Here is a 20,586-nt window from a genome sequence, read left to right as displayed (position 1 = left end):
GCCGGGGGGCTGATGGGGTCGGGTCGGTCTCTGGGTGCGGTGCTGACCGACGAAAGTGACGGTGCCCTCAGCGCCAGTCTGCGCGCCGATGCTATGCAGACTGAGATTGATGCGTTGGCTATTGGGCTGACGCTGGAACGCTACAAGGATCAGGCCGAAGCGGGTCACGGCGCAGGTGATGCCTCGGCCATGTTGAAATACATGGGCACCGAGCTGAACAAACGCGTGTTTGAGGTGTTGATGGACTCGGGCGGGTCGGACGCACTGGAGTGGGATGGGCCTATGGGCACACGCCCGTCCGATTGGCTGCGCACCAAGGCGAATTCCATCGAAGGCGGCACGTCCGAGGTGATGCTGGGCATAGTAGCCAAGCGGGTCTTGGGATTGCCGTCGTGACTTTGGGCGCAAGCGGTTGCTGATCATGGGCAGAAAGGGTCGCGCATGACCAAATTGGTGAAAACCGAAGAAGAGTTGATGCTGGCCGATGCCGCACGCGGCTTTCTGGATCAGACTGCGCCGGTTAGCAAGCTGCGCGCCATGCGGGATGCGGGCGAGACGCATGATCCCGCGCTTTGGGCTGAGATGGCGCAGATGGGTTGGGCCGGTGTTTTGGTGCCCGAGGCGCAAGGCGGGTCGGATATGGGCCATGCCGTCGCCGGGGTTCTGGCTGGTGAAATGGGCAAGACCCTTGCTGTGACGCCATTCATCTCAACAGCGGTAATGGCGGCGACTGCGTTGCGGCAGGTGGCGGATGACAGGGCCTTTGCCGCGCTGCAGGCGATCGCGACGGGTGAACGAACCTATGCACTGGCCATCGACGAAGGCCGTAAATTCGCACCGGATAAGACGACATTGGCCGCCACCAAGGACGGCAACGGTTTTCGTCTGAACGGCGACAAGAGCTTTGTTGTGGACGGTGGCTTTGCCGACCGGTTGCTCGTGCTGGCCCAGGCGGACGAAGGTTTGACCTTGTTTGATATCCCCGCCGACCGTGAGGGCGTGGAACGGTCAGTTTCGGATATGATCGACGCGCGCTCATCGGCGCGGATCAGGTTTGTGGATGTCGAGGCTACGGGCGAGGATGTTCTGGGCACGGTTGGCGATGCTATGGAAATCTTGCGGCCGACGCTGGAGGCCGGTCAGGCCGCCTTGGCGGCCGAGGCCGCAGGTTTGGCCGCCGGGGCCTTTGGCATGACGGTTGAATATCTGAAAGAGCGTAAGCAATTCGGCGTTCCAATTGGCGCGTTTCAGGCCCTGCAACACCGCGCGGCGCATCTTTGGTGCGAGACCGAAGTGACCAGTTCAGCCATTCTGCACGCCGGGCGGATGCTGGATGAAAATCCCAAGGACGCCACCCTTGCCGTGTCGCTGGCCAAGGCCCGAGCGACCAAGACCGCAAAGCTGGCGGTGATGGAGGGGGTCCAGATGCATGGCGGCATCGGCATGACCGATGCGTTTGATATGGGGTTCTACATGAAACGGGCGCGGGTCTCGGCGGAATGGCTGGGGGATTATAGTTATCACGCCGAAATCGTGGCCGGGCTGCGGGGGTTCTAATCGCATCGGGGCCCCGTTCTCCCCTTTGGTTCAATGTGAAGTTTTCGAAAAGACAGCATAATCCGTCGAAAGGACAAACGAAATGCGCGACGCAGTGATCGTCTCAACAGCTCGTACCCCGATTGGCAAAGCCTATCGCGGCGCTTTCAATGCCACCACCCCGCAAGCTCTGATGAGCCATGCCATTGAACACGCAGTGCAACGTTCTGGCGTTGATCCGGCCGAGATCGAGGACTGCGTCGTGGGTGCTGCCCTGCAACAGGGCTTTCAGGCGGGCAACATTGGCCGCCAAGCCTCCATCAGGGCCGGTTTGCCGGTAACAGTGGGCGGTATGACGCTGGACCGTCAGTGCGCCTCGGGGATGATGGCGATTGCGACGGCCGCCAAGCAAGTGGTTCATGACGGCATGGACGTGGTGATTGGCGGCGGCGTTGAGAGTATCTCGACGGTGCAGACGCCTGAGATGCGCGTCGGGCGTGACCCGTGGATCGTTGAACACAAACCAGAACTTTACATGACCATGCTTGAAACCGCCGAAACTGTTGGCGAACGCTATGGTCTGAGCCGTGAATATCAGGATGAATACGCCGCGCAGTCTCAGGCGCGCACCCATGCCGCACAGCAGGCAGGCCGGTTCGACGCCGAGATCGTTCCGATGACCACGGTGATGAAAATGCAGAACCGCGAAACCGGCGAGATTTCAGAACATGAGGTGACGCTGGACAAGGATGAGGGTAACCGCCCCTCGACAACGGTCGAGTCTCTGGCCGGTCTGCAGCCGGTGTTCAAGGATGGCATCCACATCAAGGAAGGCAAATGCATCACGGCGGGCAATGCCTCGCAGTTGTCGGATGGGGCATCGGCCTCGGTGATCATGGAGGCCAAGGTTGCGGAACAAAAAGGGCTGGAGCCGCTGGGCCGCTACGTCGGTGTGATGGCGGCAGGGTGCGAGCCGGATGAGATGGGCATCGGCCCCGTCTTTGCCGTACCCAAGCTGCTAAAGGCGCATGGCTTGACCATGGACGACATCGACCTGTGGGAATTCAACGAGGCCTTCGCAGTGCAGGTTCTGTATTCCCGCGACCGTCTGGGCATTCCCAACGAGATTATGAATGTCGATGGTGGCGCGATTTCGATCGGCCACCCGTATGGCATGTCCGGCGCGCGGATGGTGGGTCATGCCCTGATCGAAGGCAAGCGGCGCGGCGCCAAATATGTGGTCTGCACCATGTGCATCGGCGGCGGTATGGGCGGTGCTGGCCTGTTCGAGGTTCTGTAGATGACCACCTGGAACCGCGACGATTCACATCTGCCCAAGGTTCTGCGGGGTCTGCGCATTCCGATGATCGGCTCACCGCTGTTCATCATCTCGAACCCTGATCTGGTGATTGCGCAATGCAAGGCCGGCATCATCGGCTCTTTCCCTGCGCTCAACGCGCGTGAGGCCGAAGGCGAACCACCCCTGCTGGATGCTTGGTTGACCCGTATCAAAGAAGAGTTGGACAGGCATAATCAGGAAAACCCCGACAACCCGGCCGCGCCTTATGCGGTGAACCAGATTGTGCACCGGTCAAACGGACGGTTGCAGCGGGACATCGACATCTGCGTGAAGCACGAGGTCCCGGTCTGGATCACCTCTTTGGGCGCACGGGTCGAAGTGAACGAGGCCGCGCATTCCTATGGGGGCGTCGTGTTTCACGACATCATCAACAACAAGTTCGCCAGAAAAGCGATCGAGAAAGGGGCCGATGGTTTGGTCGCTGTAGCTGCCGGAGCGGGGGGGCACGCCGGATCGCTGTCGCCTTTCGCCCTGATCCGTGAAATTCGCGAATGGTTCGATGGGCCGCTGGCGCTGTCTGGGGCGATTGCCTCGGGCAACTCGCTGCTGGGGGCTTTGGCGATGGGGGCTGATTTCGGCTATGTTGGGTCACCCTTTATTGCAACGGATGAGGCCAATGCCGATCCCGGCTACAAACAGATGATCGTGGACAGCGCCGGGGATGACATCGTCTATTCCTCGCTGTTCACCGGTGTCTGGGGCAATTACCTGCGTGGGTCGATTGTGAATGCAGGAATGGACCCTGAAAACCTGCCCACGGCGGACCCGACCTCGATGAATTTTTCGACTGACCGCGAAAAGCCCAAAGCGTGGAAAACGATCTGGGGTTCTGGCCAAGGCATTGGTGCGGTCAAAAGCATCGGGCCTGCTCGGGCGCTGGTTGACCGAATTGCAGATGAGTATCTGGCTGCTGGCACCAGTCTTGCGCGCCAGTTTCCGGACTGAATATGGCAGAGCTTCTTCTTGTCCGCCACGCACAGGCCTCGTTCGGGGCGGACAATTACGACAAACTCTCGGATCTGGGGCACCGCCAGTCTGCTCAATTGGGCGACTGGTTGCGGGGCACGGGTTGGGTTCCGGACCGACTGATCACTGGTACATTGGCGCGCCAAGCCGAAACGTTGGCCTCGATGGGGTTTAGTGCGACGCCTGAACAGCACGCAGGTTTGAACGAGTATGATTTCAAGGACCTGCTAAACGCACGTTTCGGCGGCGACGTCCCCCAGATGGTACTGGGGGATCGCAAAACCCATTTCCGTGCGCTAAGGGAAACCATCCTGCACTGGCAGGAAGGTGGCTTGCCCGACGCGTCGGAAAGCTGGGCTGAGTTTTCGGCGCGCGTCGCTGCTGCCTTGCGTTTCGTCACACAAACCGAGGCCCGGCGGGTTCTGGTGGTTTCGTCCGGTGGACCCATTGGCCAGATCACGTCGTCTGTCTTGAATGCCCCCAATCCGCAAATGATGGAATTGAACCTGCAACTTCGCAACACCTCTCAGTCCCGGTTCCTGTTCTCATCGCGGGGTATCGGGTTGACCGAATTTAACGCAATCCCTCACCTGCACCCTGTAGCGCAGGCCGAGATGATCACTCATAGCTGAGGAATTACGATGTCCCAATCGACCCAAACCCTAGATGCACAGGCCGTTGCTGATTATCTGTCTGACAGGATTGAAGGCTTTGAGGGACCGATTGAGTTCACGAAGTTCGAGGTCGGTCAATCCAACCCGACTTTCCTGCTAAGCACGCCTTCGCACAAATATGTCCTGCGTCGAAAGCCGCCGGGCCAGTTGTTGAAATCGGCTCATGCGGTTGACCGAGAATACCGGGTGCAAAAGGCGTTGGCCGAGACGGACGTGCCAGTGTCAAAGATGCATCTTCTTTGCGAAGATGAAAGCGTCATCGGCTCGATGTTCTATGTAATGGACTTCATGGACGGGCGGCACTTCAACTTTCCCGAATTGCCCGACATGCCCCGGCACGAGCGGGACGGTATTCAGAAGACAATGAACAAAACACTGGCCGATTTGCACAGCGTCGATATCGGCAAGGTGGGCCTGTCGGATTACGGGCCGCCGGGAAATTATTTTGAACGTCAGATTGGCCGCTGGTCAAAGCAGTACCGCGCTTCGGAAACCGAGACCATCGCGGCGATGGACCGGTTGATGGCGCGTTTGGTGGATGAGGCCCCCGAGGATGACGGCCAACGGACGCTGGTGCATGGCGATTACCGCATCGACAATATGCTTTTCTGCAAGGACAGCCCGGAAGTACTGGCTGTTTTGGATTGGGAATTATCCACCATTGGCCATCCCTATGCGGATTTGGCCGCCGTGATCATGCAATGGCAGATGCCGCCGGGCGGAATGGGCCGCGGGCTGGCAGGCGTTGACCGCGCCGCCGAAGGTTTGATGACCGACGAAGAGTTTGTCGCCGCCTATTGTACGTACCGTGGGTTGGATGGAATTGACCATTTCGGCTACTGCCTAGCTTTTTGTTTCTTTCGTATGGCCGCAATTATTCAGGGCGTTTACAAACGAGCTTTGGACGGTAATGCATCCAACCCCGAGCGTGCGCGACAGTCGGGGCAGTTCGTTCCGATCTTTGCCGAACATGGGCTGCGTGCGCTGGATAGTGGTTGGAATTAAGGGGTAAACGATGGTCGAGGGCACCAGTGAGGAACTGAAAGACCGTAACTTCATCACCGCTCTGGCGCGGGGGCTGGATGTTCTACGGTGCTTTCGCGAAGGGGATACCGCACTTAGCAACACCGATCTGTCCAAACGCACCGGACTGCCGAAAGCAACCGTTTCGCGCTTGACCCACACGCTGTGCAAGCTGGATTATCTTGAGGTCGACAATCGCACTGGCACCTATCGATTAAGCGCAGGCGTCATGCTTTTGGGGTTTGGCGTATTGGCAAGTCTGGACATTGCCGAACGTGCACGGCGCGAAATGCTGAAGTTGCGCAATGGTCCCAACTCTTATGTTGTTGTGGCTCTGGGCGAACGGCATGGGATGAATGCAGTTTATCTGGCGACCGAAACATCGCGTGAACAGGTTTCCTTGGTGGCCCGTGTTGGGACGGGGCTGCCTTTGTTCCGCTCGGCCATGGGGCGGGCGATATTGACCGCGATGGACGAAGATGAACGCGCCCAGGCATTTGAGACCGCTCGGACGCAGGACAGCGATACCGAAGAGTTTCGGCAAAGCAGCTTCAACACAGCACAGGAAGAGATGGACCGGCTGGGTTTTTGTACCGGCTATGGAGATTGGCGACCGGACGTAAACGGAATCTCGGTTGCCTTCAAGTCAGTCATCGACAACCGGGTGTTTGGTCTGAACGTAGGAGGCCCGTCTTTTCACCTAACCCCCAAAGAGCTGGAAACGGTCTATGGCCCGATGCTGGTTGAGGCCGGGAAAAATCTTAGTCTGGCCTAGGGACCGAAATCGCCCGGAGCCTGAGTTTCGATTGGACAGGTTCTGTGGCAAGTCTTGGATTTTATTTTAGGCCAGTTTGTTCGTTATCATAGCTATTGAACAAAAAATTTGCACCGGTGATCAGAACGCTGCTCAAGTTTTGGGTGGCGCCTTTGGGTCTCTTAACTAATTGATTGTAATTCATAAAAATCAAAGGAATTGTTGACTCTTATCGGGGGTGTGTCACTGTGAACCTGTGTTTTCCGGCACTGCGGAGGAGGCTTGTGTCGGACAATAACAGGGAGGAACAATGATATGAAAAATACAACAATGCGCGGCCTGAGTGCAGCGCTGGCAGTGGCGATTAGTGCAACTGCCGTATATGCCGAGAATATCAAGATTGCCTTTATCGACCCACTGTCCGGCCCTTTTGCGGCGACGGGCAATCAGGGTCTTGCGACGTTTAAGTTTGCCGCTGATGAACTGGTCAACAAAGAGGGCGGTGTTCTGGACGGTCAAAACTTTGAAATCGTCGCATTCGACAACAAGATCAGCCCCAAGGAATCGCTCATTCAGTTACAGGTGGCAATCGATCAGGGCATTCGTTTCATTGCGCAGGGCAACAGTTCGGGCGTGGCCAACGCTCTGACCGACGCTATCGACAAGCACAACCGTCGCAATCCCGACAATCAGGTTATCTTTCTGAATTACGCGGCCGTTGATCCGGCCCTGACCAACGACAAATGCAATTTTTGGCATTTCCGCTTTGATGCAAATGCAGACATCAAGATGGATGCACTGACCGATGTGATTGCAGCAGATGATGGCGTCGAAAAAGTGTATATCATCGGGCAGGATTACTCTTTTGGTAAGGCTGTGGCCGCCGCTGCGGTGAAATTCCTTGGCGAAAAGCGCCCCGATGTCGAGATCGTCGGGAACGAGTTGCATCCGATTGGCAAGGTCAAGGATTTCACCCCCTATGCCCGTAAGATCATGGCGTCAGAGGCAGATCTTGTGATCACCGGCAACTGGGGCGCAGACATGCTGAACCTCGGAAAGTCGGTGCTTGAAAACGGTTTTGAGGGGCCGATCTACACCTATTACGGCGCGGCTGACGGCATTACCGCTGCGTTCGGGGAATCCGGTGTCGGATCGCTGCGGGTGGTGGGCGAAGGCCAGATCAACCCGCCGGTCTCGGACCGTGCTGCCGCGTTTGTGACGGGCTTCAAGGAAGCCTATCCCGACACCGACCCGGCGCAGCCGCGGATTGCCAACGTGGTCGAGATGCTGGCCAAAGCCATCAACGAGGCGGGCACAGCGACGGATATGGCTCAGGTTGCCTATGCTCTGGAAGGTATGGAGCATGACAGCATCTGGGGCACCAAGCTGAAAATGCGCGAGATCGACCATCAGATCATTCAGGACGTGCATATTCAGGCCCACACTGACGACGTGCAGTTCGACTATGACAACTCGGGCTTCGGATTGAAGGCTGAGGACACGGTCACAATGGCGGCTGCCGATGCGGCAACCACCTGCAAGATGAAGCGCCCCTAACTCTTAGGAGCGCTTGCAGCCTGCCGTGTGCGATGCGGCAGGCTGGTCTTGTCTGATGTTGTCAAATTCTTCGTGAAAGGGGACAGGCATGGAATTGATTGCCGTCAACCTGATCGACGGGCTGGTGACAGGGTTGCTTCTGTTCATGCTGTCCGCGGGTCTTACACTCATCTTTTCCATGATGGGTGTTCTGAACTTTGCCCATGCCAGTTTCTATATGCTGGGGGCGTATTTTGCTTTTCAAATCAGTGTTTTTCTGGGGTTCTGGATGGGGCTACTGATCGCGCCGGTCATTGTCGGTGTTCTGGGCGCGCTGGTCGAGCGTTATGGTTTGCGCCGAGTCCACCAATACGGTCATGTGCCCGAGCTGATCTTCACCTTCGGTCTGGCTTTGCTGATTGAAGAGCTGGTGCAGTTCATCTGGGGCAAAAGCGCGATGCCTTATGAAATTCCCGAGATTTTGCAATTCACCGCCTTTTCGATCGCGGGCAATGCTATCCCGGCTTACAAGATTTTCATGATCTTCACCTCGGTCGCGATCTTCCTCGTGCTGCTCTACATACTGACCAGAACGCGGGTGGGACTGATCATTCAGGCGGCCTTGAGTTACCCCAAGACGGTTGAGGCGCTGGGACACAACGTGCCGCTTGTCTTCATGGGTGTGTTTGGCGTCGGAACGGCGCTGGCTGGGGTGGCCGGAGTGATTGCCGGGCCGGTCCTGTCGACCTTTCCGGGCATGGCTTTCGTGCTGGGCTCGATCGTGTTTGTCACCATCGTTATCGGCGGATTGGGCAGCCTTGGCGGTGCTTTGGTGGCGTCGCTGATTATCGGCTGGCTGACCACGTTCTCCAAGGCATATAACGTGCGTATGGAGGACATCCTGAACGGCATCGGATTTACCACGCCCGATCCGATCTGGGACAGCGCGTGGCGCGATCTCTGGACGCTGACCTCGCCGCAGATCGCGGACATTCTGCCCTATATCCTGATGGTCCTGATCCTTGTGTTCCGGCCCTACGGTCTATTCGGAAAGCGGCAGGCATGACACAGACATCTCAAATCTCTGCCAGCAGACAGGCGCCGGGCCTTTCGTTGGGCGTCGTTATGCCGTGGCTTCTGTCGGCTGCCGCGCTGGTGCTGTTGCCGATGGTGTTCACAGCCAATTCGGCCATTACCGTCATGAACCAGATGGCTATCACCATCATCTTTGCGCTGGCTTACAACATGTTGCTGGGGCAGGGCGGTATGCTGAGTTTCGGCCATGCGGTTTATATGGGTGTAGGCGGGTTTGCCTGTATGCACATCATGAACATGTCCGACTTTTTTGCCGCGCTGCCGCTGCCGGTTTTGCCGATCTTTGGCGGGCTTGTCGGGATGGGACTGGCAATTGTCGTAGGCAGTTTCTCAACCCGCAGTTCGGGCACGGTCTTTGCCATGATCTCGCTTGGCGTGGGTGAGTTGATTGCCGCCTGCTCCATCATCATCGTCGTGTTTTTTGGCGGGGAAGAAGGGATCAGCGGCGACCGGACCTATGGCCTGCCGTTCTTTGGCATCGAGTTCCTGCGCCAGATCGAGGTTTACTATCTGACGGCCTTTTGGCTGATGCTGTCGGCGCTGCTGATGTTCTTGTTCTCGCGCACGCCCATTGGCCGGATTGCCAATGCGGTGCGTGACAACCCCGAACGGGCCGAGTTTCTGGGCTATTCCCAGCGTTGGGTGCGGTTTCACAGCTTTGTCGCCTCGGGGTTCTTTGCCGGGGTTGCGGGGGCGCTGTTTGCGATCAACTATGAGATTCTGACGGAAGAGAACCTGAACCTTGCCACCTCGGGCGAGATCCTTTTGGTGACGTTTCTGGGCGGGGTTGGTTTCTTTTTCGGTCCGATCATCGGGGCCATCGTGTTTACGCTGCTGCGCACGGTGCTGGGGCTGGAAACCGAGCTTTGGGCCCTTTATGTCGGTCTGCTGTTTCTGGTCACCGTGATGTATTTCCCCGGCGGTTTGGCCGGGCTGTTGATGATGCATTCGCCGGCGGTCAAAATGAAACGGCTGAGGTCGCTCGTCGTGCCCTATGCCAAGGTGCTGGTCCCCGGCGCGTTTGCAATCATCGGCGCGGCCTGTCTGATCGAGATGGTGTTCCACCTGCGCCATGCCCCGCCGGGGGATCATCAGATGACCTTGTTCTGGATCAGCTTTGACAGCCACACGATCCTGCCTTGGACGGTTTCAGCCGTGTTGCTGATCGGCGGCGGTTGGCTGGCCAAACGGTTCGCGCCTGAGATGGCCAATAGCTATCACGCGGCAACCAGCCTGGATGGAGGTGGCGCATGACGTCTGCTCTTGAAATCACCAATCTGAGGAAAAGCTTTGGTCAGACCGAGATCATCCGGGGCGTTGATCTAAGCGTACGTAAGGGCGAACGCCATGCCGTGATCGGGCCGAACGGGGCTGGAAAATCCACCTTGTACAACCTGATCACCGGGCGCTTTGCCCAGACTGCAGGCACTGTGCAATTGCATGGGCAGGATCTGCGGGGCAAAGCTCCGTTCCAGATCAACCGGCTTGGGCTCAGCCGGTCGTTCCAGATCACCAACATCTTTCCCAACATGTCGGTGTTCGAGAATATCCGCTGCGCGTTGCTGTGGACGCGGGGGTACAAGTATTCCTTCTGGACGCTTGTGTCGCGCAAACAGGATCTAACCGACGCAGCCGATGAAATCCTTGCGCAGATCAACCTGACCAGCCGCCGGGATTTGCCAGCAGGGGTTCTGTCTTATGCCGAGCAGCGCGCGCTGGAGATCGGGATCACAATCGCGGGCGGGGCGGATGTCATCATGCTGGACGAACCCACCGCAGGCATGAGCCATTCGGAGACCGACTATATCGTCGAACTGATCCGTCAGGTGACCGAAAACAAGACGCTGATGATGGTGGAACATGACATGGGTGTGGTCTTTGGTCTGGCCGACCGTATCTCGGTTCTGGTTTACGGTGAGATCATCGCTACCGGCACCCCCGAAGAGGTGCGCGGCAATCCCCGAGTTCAAGAAGCTTATCTGGGCACCGCGATGGAGGATCACTGATGCTCGAAGTCAGGGATATGCACGCCTACTATGGCAAAAGCCACATCCTTCAGGGTGTGAATCTGAACATCGCCGAGGGTGAGATCGTGGCCCTGCTGGGGCGCAACGGGGTCGGGCGGTCCACAACCTGCAAGGCGGTGATGGGCGATGTCGAACCAAATGGTTCTGTCCGGTTCAAAGGGCAGGAGATCGCCGGCAAAAAAGCCTACGAGATCGCCAATCTGGGCATCGGGTATGTGCCTGAAAACCGGGATATCTTTCCCGGTCTTACCACGCGGCAAAACCTGATCCTTGGGCTGAAACCCGGCCAGAAGGACGGTGAAGGTCGCTGGTCGATGCAGAACATGTTCGACATGTTTGAAAATCTCGACAACCGCGCCGACGTTGAGGCCAGCGTTTTGTCCGGCGGAGAACAGCAGATGCTGACCATGTGCCGGACCTTGATGGGCGACCCCGATCTGGTGATGATCGACGAACCGACCGAGGGGCTATCGCCGCAGATGGTGCAACGCGTGGCCGAACTGCTGCAGGAAATCGCTGGGCGCGGTATCTCGACCTTGTTGGTGGAACAGAAGCTGGACATCGCTTTGGATATTGCCAACCGGGTTTACGTGATGGGCCACGGCCACGTGGTATTCGAAGGGACGCCGCAAGAGTTGAAGCAGCGCGACGATATCCGCAAGGAATGGCTGGAGGTCTGAGCGCGTCACGCCGCAAGGCAGCAAAAGGGGGCGTTTGTAGCCCTCTTTTTGTGCGTTGGTTACGGGGCAGAGGTCCTTTGCCGGTTGGCTGATCGGGATGATGATCCCGTTGAAGGGGGGAAGATGACCGAATTTTTGCAAAGTCGCGATTTGGGTGGCGGCGTGATGGCGTTGACGTTGGCGCGCGGGCCGGTGAACGCTCTGGACCCTGATTTTCTGTACGGCTTTGTCGATGCGCTAAACGAATTTGCAGCGCGCGAGGATGTGCGCGCGGTGGTTCTGGAAAGCGCATGCAAGGTTTTTTCCGCCGGTTTGGATCTAAAGGGCGCCATGGATTTGGATCGCGAGGCGCAAAACGGTCTGGTGGATGCGTTGAATCATGCATTCCTCACCCAGTTCTGTTTTCCGAAACCGCTTGTTGCGGCCGTGAACGGGGCAGCCATCGCCGGTGGGTTTTTCTTTGTACTAGCAGCTGATTGGCGTGTGGCTGGTCCGAAGGCCAGTTTTGGTCTGGCCGAAATCCGCGTGGGTGCTGACCTGCCCATTGGCCCGCTTGAGATCGCGCGCGCAACGCTGGAACCCAACACGCTGCGGCGGTTCCTTCTGACCGGCCAGCCGATCCGCGCGGAAGAGGCCGCAGCGCAGGGGATCGTGGATGAACTGGTCGAGGCTGAAACCCTGTTGGATGCCGCGCAAAGCAAGGCGCAAGAGTTGGCCAGCTTGCCCGCCCTGACTTATGGCCGGGTCAAGCGGCAGCTTCGCGCCCCGGCAATCGAAGTAATCGAGGCTGAAATGAAACGGTTGGCGGGCGATACGGACCGGTCTTGGTTCAACGAAGAAACCCGCGACGCTATGCATAGGATGCTGGCATGAGCGAAGGGTTCGACTTGGCACGGCTGGAGCGTATCCGGCCCTGGATGCAAAGCTATATTGAGGCGCGCAAATACCCCGGGGCCTCGGTCCTGGTCAGGCGCAACGGGACCGAGGTGTTCTATGCCGATTGTGGCCTGCGCAACATCGAAGAGGACCTGCCCTTTACCCGTGAAACCATTGCGCGCATCTATTCCATGACCAAACCGGTCACGTCTGTGGCGCTGATGACGCTGGTGGAACGGGGCCTGATCCACTTGGGCGCGCCGGTGTCCGAGTTTATCCCCGGTTTCGCGCAGATGCAGGCGCTGATCCCGGGTGCCATTCGTTTGGATCAGACGGAACCGGCTTCTACGCCGACCTTGCAGCAATTGCTGACCCATACCAGCGGTCTCAGCTATTCTTTCAACCCCGGTCTGGTGGCCGAGGCGATGGCGGATCAAAGGCTGGACTTCACCCCCAAACGCGGCACTTTGGCCGAGGTGGCTGATAAGGTCGCGGCACTACCACTGGCGTTTCAGCCCGGCGCTCGCTGGATGTATTCGGTTGGCATCGACATTGCAGGTCGGGTGGTCGAAGTCGTTTCGGGCAAGACACTGGACCAGTTCTTTGATGAAGAGATTTTCCAGCCACTTGACATGACGGAAACCGCGTTCAATGTGCCTGCGGATGCGGGTGACCGGTTTGCCAATCTCTATACGCCGCTCGATGATCCGATGGCGCTGAATGCGGCTAAAGACGGAGGGGATACTCTGCGTTTAGCCGATGATCGCAAAACCTCGTCCTATCACACCACCAAGCAACGTTCGGGCGGCGGCGGATTGGTTGGCACCATCGACGACTATATGAAATTTACCGAGATGCTGCGGCGTGGCGGCGACGCAGGCGATCATCGTATTCTATCGACCAAGACGCTGGCCTTCATGATGTCGAACCATCTGAAGGGCGATATTGCCGAGATGGGCATCCCCAGTTTTGCTGAACAGCCTATGGTCGGCACCGGTTTTGGCATCGGCGGGTCTGTGACGCTGAACCCCGGTCGGGTGGGCGTGCCCGGCAGTGTCGGGGATTTTGCCTGGGGCGGCATGGCCTCGACCGCGTTCTGGGTCGACCCGGTGCATCAGATGAGCGTTGTGTTCTTTACCCAACTTTCGCCTAGTTCATCCTATCCATCGCGTGCGCAATTGCGCGCCCTGATCCACGGAGCTTTGATCGAATGACTGGGCAAAACACTGGCCGTCCGATCCTGTGGCAACCAACACCGGAACAGGCGCAGGCTACCCCCATGGCCGGGTTCATTCGCTGGCTTGGGGCCGAACGGGGTTTGGTATTTGCCGATTACCCCGCGCTCTGGGATTGGAGTGTCACGGATCTTGAAGGGTTCTGGTCTGCCGTTTGGGAATTCTTCGATCTTCGTGCCAGTGTGGAACCCACGATTTTCCTGGCCGAACGGAAGATGCCCGGCGCGGTCTGGTGCCCGGGCACGATGCTGAACTACAGCGATCAGGTATTGCGGTGGGCAGAGGCTCAGCCCGACGCGACTGCGCTGATCATTGAATCCGAGACCTTTGGGGTGGCGTCACTGACATGGGCCGAGCTGCGTGATCGCGTGGCGAATCTGGCCGCGAAGCTGCGACAGATGGGGGTGGGGCAGGGTGATCGCGTGGTCGCCGTCCTACCCAACACTGAAACGGCGCTTATTGCCTGCCTTGCAGCGGCCAGTCTGGGCGCGATCTGGTCGCTTTGCGCGCCCGACATGGGGCGTGTTGCCATTCTGGACAGGTTCCGACAGATCGAACCCAAGGTGTTGATCGTGCAGGACGGCTATACCCATGCGGGGAAAGAAATTGACCGCCGCTCCCTGCTGCAAGAAATCCGCTCTGGGTTGCCTTCGGTGCAGCACACACTTTGGGTGCCCGTCGCAGGCGAGGTTCCCGATGATGCGCACGCTTTCGGCCCGCTGACACGGGGCGATGCGACGTACCAAAGCACGCCCGTCCCCTTCGATCATCCGCTGTGGATCGTCTATTCCTCGGGCACGACGGGGAATCCCAAACCCATCGTGCATGGTCATGGCGGCGTGTTGCTTGAAAGCGCAAAGCGCAGCCTGCACCAGAACCTGACGCAAACCGACAGTTATGCGTGGATGACGTCATCTGGCTGGATCATGTGGAACACACAGCTATCGGCACTGGGCCAAGGGGCGACAGCCGCGTTGTTCGATGCTGCGCCCAATCATCCGGACATGATGGCCTTTTGGCGTTTTGCCGCCCGGAACCGGCTGACGTTTCTGGGAGCGGGGGCTGCGTTTTACGAGGCTTGCCTAAAGGCAGGCATACGCCCTGCCGATCTGGACCTGTCCGCGCTCAAGGGTCTGGGATCGACCGGATCACCGCTGAGTGCGGATGGCTATGACTGGATTTACGGCAACGTGAAATCTGATCTGTGGCTGGCACCGATCTCGGGTGGGACCGATATCGCCAGCGCTTTTGTTGGCGGCAACCCGATGCTACCCGTGCGCGCAGGTGAAATGCAGTGCCGAATGCTGGGCAATGCAGTGCGCGCCTTCGACGAGGCCGGAAATGAGGTGTTCGACACTGTTGGTGAACTGGTATGCACTGAACCGCTACCTTCAATGCCCCTGTATTTCTGGGGGGATGAGGACGGATCGCGCCTGCATGACAGTTATTTCGACACTTATCCCGGCATCTGGCGGCACGGCGACTGGATCGAGATCACGCCCGAGGGCGCCTCGGTAATCTATGGCCGTTCGGACGCCACCATTAACCGCAAGGGGCTGCGGCTGGGCTCGTCCGAGATTTATCAGGCCGTTGAGGGGTTGGCCGAGGTGATGGACTCACTGGTGGTCGATCTTGAGTTTCTGGGCCGCGACAGTTTCATGCCACTGTTCGTGGTTCTGGCCGAAGGTCTGACGTTGGACGACTCTATGAAGGACAAGATCAATGGTGCAATCCGCAGCGCAGTCTCCGCGCGCTTTGTCCCCAACGAAATCATTCAAATCACCGAGGTGCCGCGTACCTTGTCGGGCAAGAAGCTGGAAGTTCCGGTAAAAAAATTGCTCTTGGGCGGTGATCCGGCTCATGTGGTCAATCGGGATTCCATGTCGAACCCTGACAGTTTCAACTTTTTTGTAGATTACACCAAATTGCGCGAGGGGGATCTGGTGCAGGGGTGATTTTGCCAAATAGGTTTTGCCTAGCGTCCAGCCCCTGCGATTTGGCGCCAACACGACCTTTTTCCGCCCTGTAATGAAGAACGAGAATATTACGCAACTAAGGAGGCGTGATGAAAGTCGACCAAGCTTGGATTCCCCGCATGGCCGCGCGTGACGATTGGCTGGCGCAAACCACCGAAGACATCATCGACCCGGAGCGCGAAATCGTCGATCCGCATCATCATCTGTGGGTGCGGTATGGGTATGTCTATGATATGGCCGAGCTGCAGGCCGATACTTCAAGCGGGCATAACGTGGTTGAAACGGTCTATATGGAATGCCGTTCGTACTATGATCCAACATCGTCAGACCCGCTTGCCCCGGTAGGCGAAACCCGGCAGGTCGCGGCATTGGCCCGCGCCCATACCGGCCCGGCGCGTCTGGCTGGTATTGTCGGTTTTGCCGATCTGCGGAACCCGGATCTGGACGCCGTTCTGGATGCTCATGTCGCTGCGGGGCAGGCGTTGTTCAAGGGGATCCGCCACGCCGGAGCCCGAGATGCCGAGCCTGAACAATTGTTCCTGCCGGGTCGGGGGCCGAAAGACCTATATTCGGACCCGGATTTTCGCAGGGGCGTGGCGCGCCTGGGTGCGCGGGGGCTGACTTATGACACGTGGCAGTATCATCACCAACTGCCCGCCTTTACGGATCTGGCCCGTGCGGTGCCGGGTACCACACTGGTTCTGGATCACCTTTCTACGCCTTTGGATGTGGGGCGGTTTTCTGGACAACGCAACAGCATTTTTGGCCAATGGAAAGATGACATCGCAGCTCTTGCGGAATGTCCCAATGTGGTTGCCAAGCTGGGCGGCATGGCCATGCCAGATAATGGGTGGGGCTGGCATGATCGCAGCCAGCCACCGGGTTCGGATGAATTTGCCGACGTCATGGCCCCCTGGTATCACCACATGATCGCTTGTTTCGGGGCCCGGCGCTGCATGTTCGAAAGCAACTTCCCCGTTGACCGTATCTCGATCAGCTATCCGGTGTTGTGGAACGGCCTCAAGAAGATTGCGGAGAACTACGGGGAAGAGGAAAAGGCCGCGCTGTTCAGCGGCACAGCCCGCAGGGTTTATGACCTGTGACCAGCGTCCTCTTTGTCGATCGCGCAGGCTAAACTGGGTGTTTTACTTCGGCGTTCCGGTCATGGCCGCGCCATAAAACCGGTTGAGTTTGCGCATACCCCCCAACCACCTGTCGTAGTTATCGGTCTTGTTGCGCATATAGCCCAGCACCTCGGCGTGTGGCAGGATCAGGAAGGTTTCGTCCCGGATGGCCTGCAGGCAGGCTTCGGCCACGGGTTCGGCTTCTAACAGACCGTCCTGCGAGGCCACTCCATCCTCGTGTCCGCGCGTCATTTCAGACCGAACCGCCTGCGGGCAGAGCAGCGACACCCCGATGCCCTGATCGCGATAGGTGAAGGCCAGCCATTCGGCAGCCCCGACTGCGGCGTGTTTGGTAACCCCATAAGCCATTGAGCCAACCTGATTGAGCAGTCCTGCAGCCGAAGCGGTGTTCAGCAGATAGCCACCCCCGCGTTCTATCATCCGCGGCACCACATGGCGCGCCGCCCAGATGTGGGACATCACGTTGACCTCCCACATTCCTTGCCAGATGTCGTTGTCGGTTTCAGGCCCACCGATACTGAGGATACCCGCGTTAGAGCAGAAGATACCGATCGGCCCAACCTCGGTTTCGGTTCGGTCGATCAGCGCGGCAATGTCATCCTCTTTCGAGACATCTGCTTTGATTGCGATGCCGCCGATTTGGCTTGCGGTTTCTTCCGCGCCGGTCAGGTTCAGGTCGGCGCAAATAACCGATTTGGCACCCGCCGCAGCAAAGGCCGCAGCCAAAGCTTTGCCGATGCCGCTGGCGGCGCCGGTTACGACAACGATTTGTCCTTCGATTTCCATGGCCGTCCCCTTAGGTCCACATAACGGCACCGCCATCCACGGTCAGCGCCTGACCCGTGATATAGCGGCTGGCGTCAGAGGCCATAAACGCTGCGATACCGGTGAAATCCTCTGGCTCTCCCAGTCGGCGCAGGGGCACCTGACGCAGGTAGAACTCGGCCGTTTTGGGATTGTCCCACAGGGCGCGGGCGAACTCGGTCTTGACGACACCGGGGCATAGCGCATTGACCCGCACCCCCGCCGGACCCATCTCCATCGCCAGGTTCCGCACCAGCGCGATCAGGGCCAGTTTCGAGATGTTGTATGTGCCCAGCTTGTCAGATGGCTTGAACGCGCCTACGGACGAGGTGAACAGCATCGAGCCGCCGCCTAGCCCTTCCATATCTGGGAAGACCGCATTTGCCAGCCACAGGTTCGACTGGACGTTGGCCTGCATGGTTTTCTCATAGGCTTCGTCCGTGATGTCGCGCATTGAGCCGTAGAACGGGTTCACGCCAGCGTTTCCGATCAGGACCGAGATCGGTCCCACCGTTTCGCGGGCTGCTTTGACCAGTGCCTCAACCTCTTGCCTGTTGCCGATGTTGCAGGTCATCGGTCTTGCGGCCTCGCGCCCCACGGCGTCGTTGATTTCGGCGGTGGCGGCCTCAAGCGCTTCGATCTTTCGCGCCGAGATCACCACATTGGCCCCTTGCTGTGCCAACCCTTTTGCCATTTCCAGCCCCATCCCGCGGGACGCGCCGGTCAGCAGGGCATTACGCCCGGTCAGATCAAACATGTTGCTCATCGTTTTTCCTTACGGTCCGTCGAACTGCCTTCCGCCTTTTGTTGCGGCTGATGTACCTGCTTGACGTTCGTTAGAAGCCAAATAATCCTTGACCTCGGCACGTGCGACGACGGCGTGGTGGACTTCATCCGGGCCATCAGCAAAACGCAGGGTGCGCTGGCCGGTATACATCTCGGACAGGGGCGACCATTGCGAAATACCGGTAGCGCCGTGGATTTGCATGGCCTGATCAATGATCTGACAGACCTTTTCCGGCACCATCGCCTTGATCATCGACACCCAGATGCGCGCCTCTTTATTGCCCATCGTGTCCATGGCCTTGGCGGCCTTGAGGACCATCAGGCGCATCGCCTCGATCTCGATCCGCATGCGCGACAGGGTTTCCATGTTCTTGCCCAGATCCAGAAGTTTTCTACCAAACGCCTCCCGGCTGATGCCGCGCGCGATCATCAAGTCCAGTGCCCTTTCCGCTTGACCGATCGAGCGCATACAATGGTGAATCCGCCCCGGCCCAAGCCGCAATTGCGAGATTTCGAACCCTCGCCCTTCGCCCCACAAGATGTTGCTTTCAGGGACGCGCACATTTGTGAACCGGATCTGCATATGCCCATGCGGAGCGTCATCCTGACCGAAAACATGCATAGGGCCGACGATCTCTACACCCGGCGTGTCCATCGGCACTAGGATCTGGCTTTGCTGACGGAAGGTCTCAGCCTCGGGCGAGGTTTTTACCATCACGATCATGATCTTGCAGCGCGGATCGCCCGCGCCCGAGATGTAATATTTCTCGCCATTGATGACCCACTCGCCGTTTTCCAGCACGGCGCGGGTGCTGATATTGCGCGCGTCAGACGATGCCTTGTCCGGTTCCGTCATTGCAAAGGCCGACCGAATTTCACCGGCCAGCAGAGGTTTCAGCCATTTTTCCTTTTGTTCCTCGGTTCCGATCCGCTCCAGCACTTCCATGTTGCCGGTATCGGGGGCCGAGCAGTTCAAAGTCTCCGACGCCAGTGGGTTTTTGCCCAGCTCGGCGGCGATATAGGCATAATCAAGGTTCGACAAACCCTCGCCGGTTTCGGCATTGGGCAGAAAAAAGTTCCATAGCCCCGCATCGCGCGCCTTTTGCTTGGCCGTTTCCAGCAGTTCTAGCTGACCGGGCGCATACGACCAGCGGTCAGCACGGCCATGACCAAGCCGATGATATTCTTCGGTAATAGGATCGACGTTCTCAGCGATGTGCTTGATCACCTTTTCCAAAAGCGGCTTGGCCCCTTCGGACATTTCCAGATTGTTCATATCTGCAACGGTTTGGACCATGTCAGGTCTCCTGTTTTGACGAGCGCGGCTCGTTTAGCGGTTGACCCAATTGGGCTTGCGTTTCTCGGCAAAGGCTTGCACGCCTTCTTTGAAATCCTCGGTCTGGGCCAGATCTTTCAGTACCTCGCGCGAATGCTCCATGCTTTCGCCAAAGCCCTCGATCTGGGCCATTCGGTTCAACACACGTTTGGTGGCCTTTACAGACGACGGTGACACGCTGCAGATGTCGTCGGCCAGAGCCATCGCGCGGGTCATCAGATCGTCATGCGGGACAACTTCGTTCACGCAACCCAGTTTCAGGGCTTCGTCCGCATCAACGGTGCGGCCGGTGATCATCATCTCTTGCGCGGCGAGGCGGCCGATATAGCGGCTTAGACGTTGCACGCCGGACGCGGCGGCGAAAAAGCCGACTTTCACTTCGGGCAAGGCGAATTTTGCGCGGTCCGAAGCCAGAATGATGTCGCAGCTCAGCGCTGTTTCAAAACCGCCGCCCATGGCAAAGCCGTTAACGGCTGCGATGACCGGCTTTTCCAGATCATAGCGCATGGCCAGACCGGCAAACCCGGTCTCAGGGATCGGTTGCGGGCCGTGTTTAGCGGTGAATTTCAGGTCGTTGCCGGCCGTGAACGCCTTGTCCCCTGCGCCGGTCAGGACGGCGACCCATTGATCCTCGGCGGCGGCAAACTTGTCCCAGCAATCGGCCATTTCGTGATGCATCGGGGCATGGACAGCATTGTAAACCTCGGGGCGATTCATGGTGACCAGCAGGACATTGCCCCGTTGTTCGGTGGTGATGAATTCGTATGTCATGATGTC

The 20,586-nt window shown here is 58.3% G+C and carries 20 protein-coding genes; 16 read left to right on the top strand and 4 right to left on the bottom strand.

All coding sequences use genetic code 11. From position 1 onward, the window contains the following. The 16 genes from RUESEDTHA_RS04000 to RUESEDTHA_RS03925 all read left to right on the top strand — a co-directional run. On the top strand, window positions 1-396 hold a 396-nt coding region (locus RUESEDTHA_RS04000), incomplete at its 5' end, for an acyl-CoA dehydrogenase family protein (RefSeq protein ID WP_255431612.1). Between the two features lie 45 nt (window positions 397-441). Next, the gene (locus tag RUESEDTHA_RS03995; RefSeq protein WP_180884543.1) at window positions 442-1,557 is read left to right on the top strand and encodes an acyl-CoA dehydrogenase family protein; all 1,116 of its coding nucleotides are present in this window, start codon (window positions 442-444) and stop codon (window positions 1,555-1,557) included. Between the two features lie 82 nt (window positions 1,558-1,639). Then, window positions 1,640-2,836, top strand: a complete 1,197-nt coding sequence (locus RUESEDTHA_RS03990) for an acetyl-CoA C-acyltransferase (protein WP_180884541.1) — start codon at window positions 1,640-1,642, stop codon at window positions 2,834-2,836. Continuing rightward, window positions 2,837-3,841: a nitronate monooxygenase family protein gene (locus RUESEDTHA_RS03985; protein WP_180884539.1), complete on the top strand. Its 1,005-nt coding sequence runs from the start codon at window positions 2,837-2,839 to the stop codon at window positions 3,839-3,841. A 2-nt stretch (window positions 3,842-3,843) separates the two neighbouring features. Next, the gene (locus RUESEDTHA_RS03980; RefSeq protein WP_180884537.1) at window positions 3,844-4,494 is read left to right on the top strand and encodes a histidine phosphatase family protein; all 651 of its coding nucleotides are present in this window, start codon (window positions 3,844-3,846) and stop codon (window positions 4,492-4,494) included. Between the two features lie 9 nt (window positions 4,495-4,503). Then, on the top strand, window positions 4,504-5,541 hold the full coding sequence (locus RUESEDTHA_RS03975) for a phosphotransferase family protein (RefSeq protein ID WP_180884535.1): 1,038 nt from the start codon (window positions 4,504-4,506) through the stop codon (window positions 5,539-5,541). Window positions 5,542-5,551: 10 nt separating this feature from the next. Then, on the top strand, window positions 5,552-6,334 hold the full coding sequence (locus tag RUESEDTHA_RS03970; protein ID WP_171123409.1) for an IclR family transcriptional regulator: 783 nt from the start codon (window positions 5,552-5,554) through the stop codon (window positions 6,332-6,334). Window positions 6,335-6,628: 294 nt separating this feature from the next. Next, the gene (locus RUESEDTHA_RS03965) at window positions 6,629-7,870 is read left to right on the top strand and encodes a branched-chain amino acid ABC transporter substrate-binding protein (protein WP_254428784.1); all 1,242 of its coding nucleotides are present in this window, start codon (window positions 6,629-6,631) and stop codon (window positions 7,868-7,870) included. Between the two features lie 88 nt (window positions 7,871-7,958). Further along, a complete protein-coding gene (locus tag RUESEDTHA_RS03960; protein ID WP_171123406.1) occupies window positions 7,959-8,915 on the top strand; it encodes a branched-chain amino acid ABC transporter permease in 957 nt (318 codons plus the stop codon). Then, window positions 8,912-10,198 carry a branched-chain amino acid ABC transporter permease gene (locus tag RUESEDTHA_RS03955; RefSeq protein ID WP_180884533.1) on the top strand — a complete coding sequence of 429 codons (1,287 nt, stop codon included), beginning with the start codon at window positions 8,912-8,914 and terminating at the stop codon, window positions 10,196-10,198. Before RUESEDTHA_RS03960 ends, RUESEDTHA_RS03955 begins: the two co-directional genes overlap by 4 nt. Continuing rightward, entirely contained in the window at window positions 10,195-10,950 is a 756-nt protein-coding gene (locus RUESEDTHA_RS03950; protein WP_180884531.1) for an ABC transporter ATP-binding protein, read from the top strand. The genes RUESEDTHA_RS03955 and RUESEDTHA_RS03950 overlap by 4 nt, the downstream gene beginning before the upstream one ends. After that, a complete protein-coding gene (locus RUESEDTHA_RS03945; RefSeq protein ID WP_219635814.1) occupies window positions 10,947-11,651 on the top strand; it encodes an ABC transporter ATP-binding protein in 705 nt (234 codons plus the stop codon). Before RUESEDTHA_RS03950 ends, RUESEDTHA_RS03945 begins: the two co-directional genes overlap by 4 nt. 123 nt (window positions 11,652-11,774) lie before the next feature. Continuing rightward, complete coding sequence (locus RUESEDTHA_RS03940) at window positions 11,775-12,524, top strand: enoyl-CoA hydratase/isomerase family protein (protein WP_180884527.1); 750 nt, start codon at window positions 11,775-11,777, stop codon at window positions 12,522-12,524. Further along, entirely contained in the window at window positions 12,521-13,741 is a 1,221-nt protein-coding gene (locus RUESEDTHA_RS03935; protein ID WP_180884525.1) for a serine hydrolase, read from the top strand. The genes RUESEDTHA_RS03940 and RUESEDTHA_RS03935 overlap by 4 nt, the downstream gene beginning before the upstream one ends. Beyond that, window positions 13,738-15,717, top strand: coding sequence for an acetoacetate--CoA ligase (locus RUESEDTHA_RS03930; RefSeq protein ID WP_180884523.1), 1,980 nt, complete (start codon window positions 13,738-13,740; stop codon window positions 15,715-15,717). Before RUESEDTHA_RS03935 ends, RUESEDTHA_RS03930 begins: the two co-directional genes overlap by 4 nt. Window positions 15,718-15,827: 110 nt before the next feature. Next, window positions 15,828-16,841 (top strand): amidohydrolase, encoded by a 1,014-nt coding sequence (locus RUESEDTHA_RS03925; RefSeq protein ID WP_219635810.1) that lies wholly within the window; start codon window positions 15,828-15,830, stop codon window positions 16,839-16,841. Between the two features lie 42 nt (window positions 16,842-16,883). Here the strand turns inward: RUESEDTHA_RS03925 and RUESEDTHA_RS03920 are convergent, their stop codons facing one another. The 4 genes from RUESEDTHA_RS03920 to RUESEDTHA_RS03905 are packed head-to-tail and all read right to left on the bottom strand — an operon-like array spanning window position 16,884 to window position 20,580. After that, a complete protein-coding gene (locus tag RUESEDTHA_RS03920) occupies window positions 16,884-17,669 on the bottom strand; it encodes an SDR family oxidoreductase (RefSeq protein WP_180884521.1) in 786 nt (261 codons plus the stop codon). 10 nt (window positions 17,670-17,679) lie between these two features. Beyond that, window positions 17,680-18,453: an SDR family NAD(P)-dependent oxidoreductase gene (locus RUESEDTHA_RS03915; RefSeq protein ID WP_180884520.1), complete on the bottom strand. Its 774-nt coding sequence runs from the start codon at window positions 18,451-18,453 to the stop codon at window positions 17,680-17,682. A gap of 9 nt (window positions 18,454-18,462) precedes the next feature. Beyond that, window positions 18,463-19,749, bottom strand: coding sequence for an acyl-CoA dehydrogenase family protein (locus RUESEDTHA_RS03910; RefSeq protein ID WP_180884621.1), 1,287 nt, complete (start codon window positions 19,747-19,749; stop codon window positions 18,463-18,465). Between the two features lie 54 nt (window positions 19,750-19,803). Next, the gene (locus tag RUESEDTHA_RS03905) at window positions 19,804-20,580 is read right to left on the bottom strand and encodes an enoyl-CoA hydratase-related protein (protein WP_180884518.1); all 777 of its coding nucleotides are present in this window, start codon (window positions 20,578-20,580) and stop codon (window positions 19,804-19,806) included. Window positions 20,581-20,586 lie beyond the last annotated feature (6 nt).

This window comes from Ruegeria sp. THAF57, assembly GCF_903914075.1.
Lineage (GTDB): Bacteria > Pseudomonadota > Alphaproteobacteria > Rhodobacterales > Rhodobacteraceae > Ruegeria.
This window is presented reverse-complemented; position numbering and strand designations above follow the sequence as displayed.

Coding starts and splice junctions, on each gene's coding strand:
- RUESEDTHA_RS03970 (WP_171123409.1), top strand. CDS start 5,552: ATGGTCGAGGGCACCAGTGAGGAACTGAAAGACCGTAACTTCATCACC.
- RUESEDTHA_RS03980 (WP_180884537.1), top strand. CDS start 3,844: ATGGCAGAGCTTCTTCTTGTCCGCCACGCACAGGCCTCGTTCGGGGCG.
- RUESEDTHA_RS03905 (WP_180884518.1), bottom strand. CDS start 20,580: ATGACATACGAATTCATCACCACCGAACAACGGGGCAATGTCCTGCTG.
- RUESEDTHA_RS03940 (WP_180884527.1), top strand. CDS start 11,775: ATGACCGAATTTTTGCAAAGTCGCGATTTGGGTGGCGGCGTGATGGCG.
- RUESEDTHA_RS03925 (WP_219635810.1), top strand. CDS start 15,828: ATGAAAGTCGACCAAGCTTGGATTCCCCGCATGGCCGCGCGTGACGAT.
- RUESEDTHA_RS03915 (WP_180884520.1), bottom strand. CDS start 18,453: ATGAGCAACATGTTTGATCTGACCGGGCGTAATGCCCTGCTGACCGGC.
- RUESEDTHA_RS03955 (WP_180884533.1), top strand. CDS start 8,912: ATGACACAGACATCTCAAATCTCTGCCAGCAGACAGGCGCCGGGCCTT.
- RUESEDTHA_RS03950 (WP_180884531.1), top strand. CDS start 10,195: ATGACGTCTGCTCTTGAAATCACCAATCTGAGGAAAAGCTTTGGTCAG.
- RUESEDTHA_RS03995 (WP_180884543.1), top strand. CDS start 442: ATGACCAAATTGGTGAAAACCGAAGAAGAGTTGATGCTGGCCGATGCC.
- RUESEDTHA_RS03910 (WP_180884621.1), bottom strand. CDS start 19,749: ATGAACAATCTGGAAATGTCCGAAGGGGCCAAGCCGCTTTTGGAAAAG.
- RUESEDTHA_RS03930 (WP_180884523.1), top strand. CDS start 13,738: ATGACTGGGCAAAACACTGGCCGTCCGATCCTGTGGCAACCAACACCG.
- RUESEDTHA_RS03965 (WP_254428784.1), top strand. CDS start 6,629: ATGAAAAATACAACAATGCGCGGCCTGAGTGCAGCGCTGGCAGTGGCG.
- RUESEDTHA_RS03975 (WP_180884535.1), top strand. CDS start 4,504: ATGTCCCAATCGACCCAAACCCTAGATGCACAGGCCGTTGCTGATTAT.
- RUESEDTHA_RS03985 (WP_180884539.1), top strand. CDS start 2,837: ATGACCACCTGGAACCGCGACGATTCACATCTGCCCAAGGTTCTGCGG.
- RUESEDTHA_RS03990 (WP_180884541.1), top strand. CDS start 1,640: ATGCGCGACGCAGTGATCGTCTCAACAGCTCGTACCCCGATTGGCAAA.
- RUESEDTHA_RS03920 (WP_180884521.1), bottom strand. CDS start 17,669: ATGGAAATCGAAGGACAAATCGTTGTCGTAACCGGCGCCGCCAGCGGC.
- RUESEDTHA_RS03960 (WP_171123406.1), top strand. CDS start 7,959: ATGGAATTGATTGCCGTCAACCTGATCGACGGGCTGGTGACAGGGTTG.
- RUESEDTHA_RS03935 (WP_180884525.1), top strand. CDS start 12,521: ATGAGCGAAGGGTTCGACTTGGCACGGCTGGAGCGTATCCGGCCCTGG.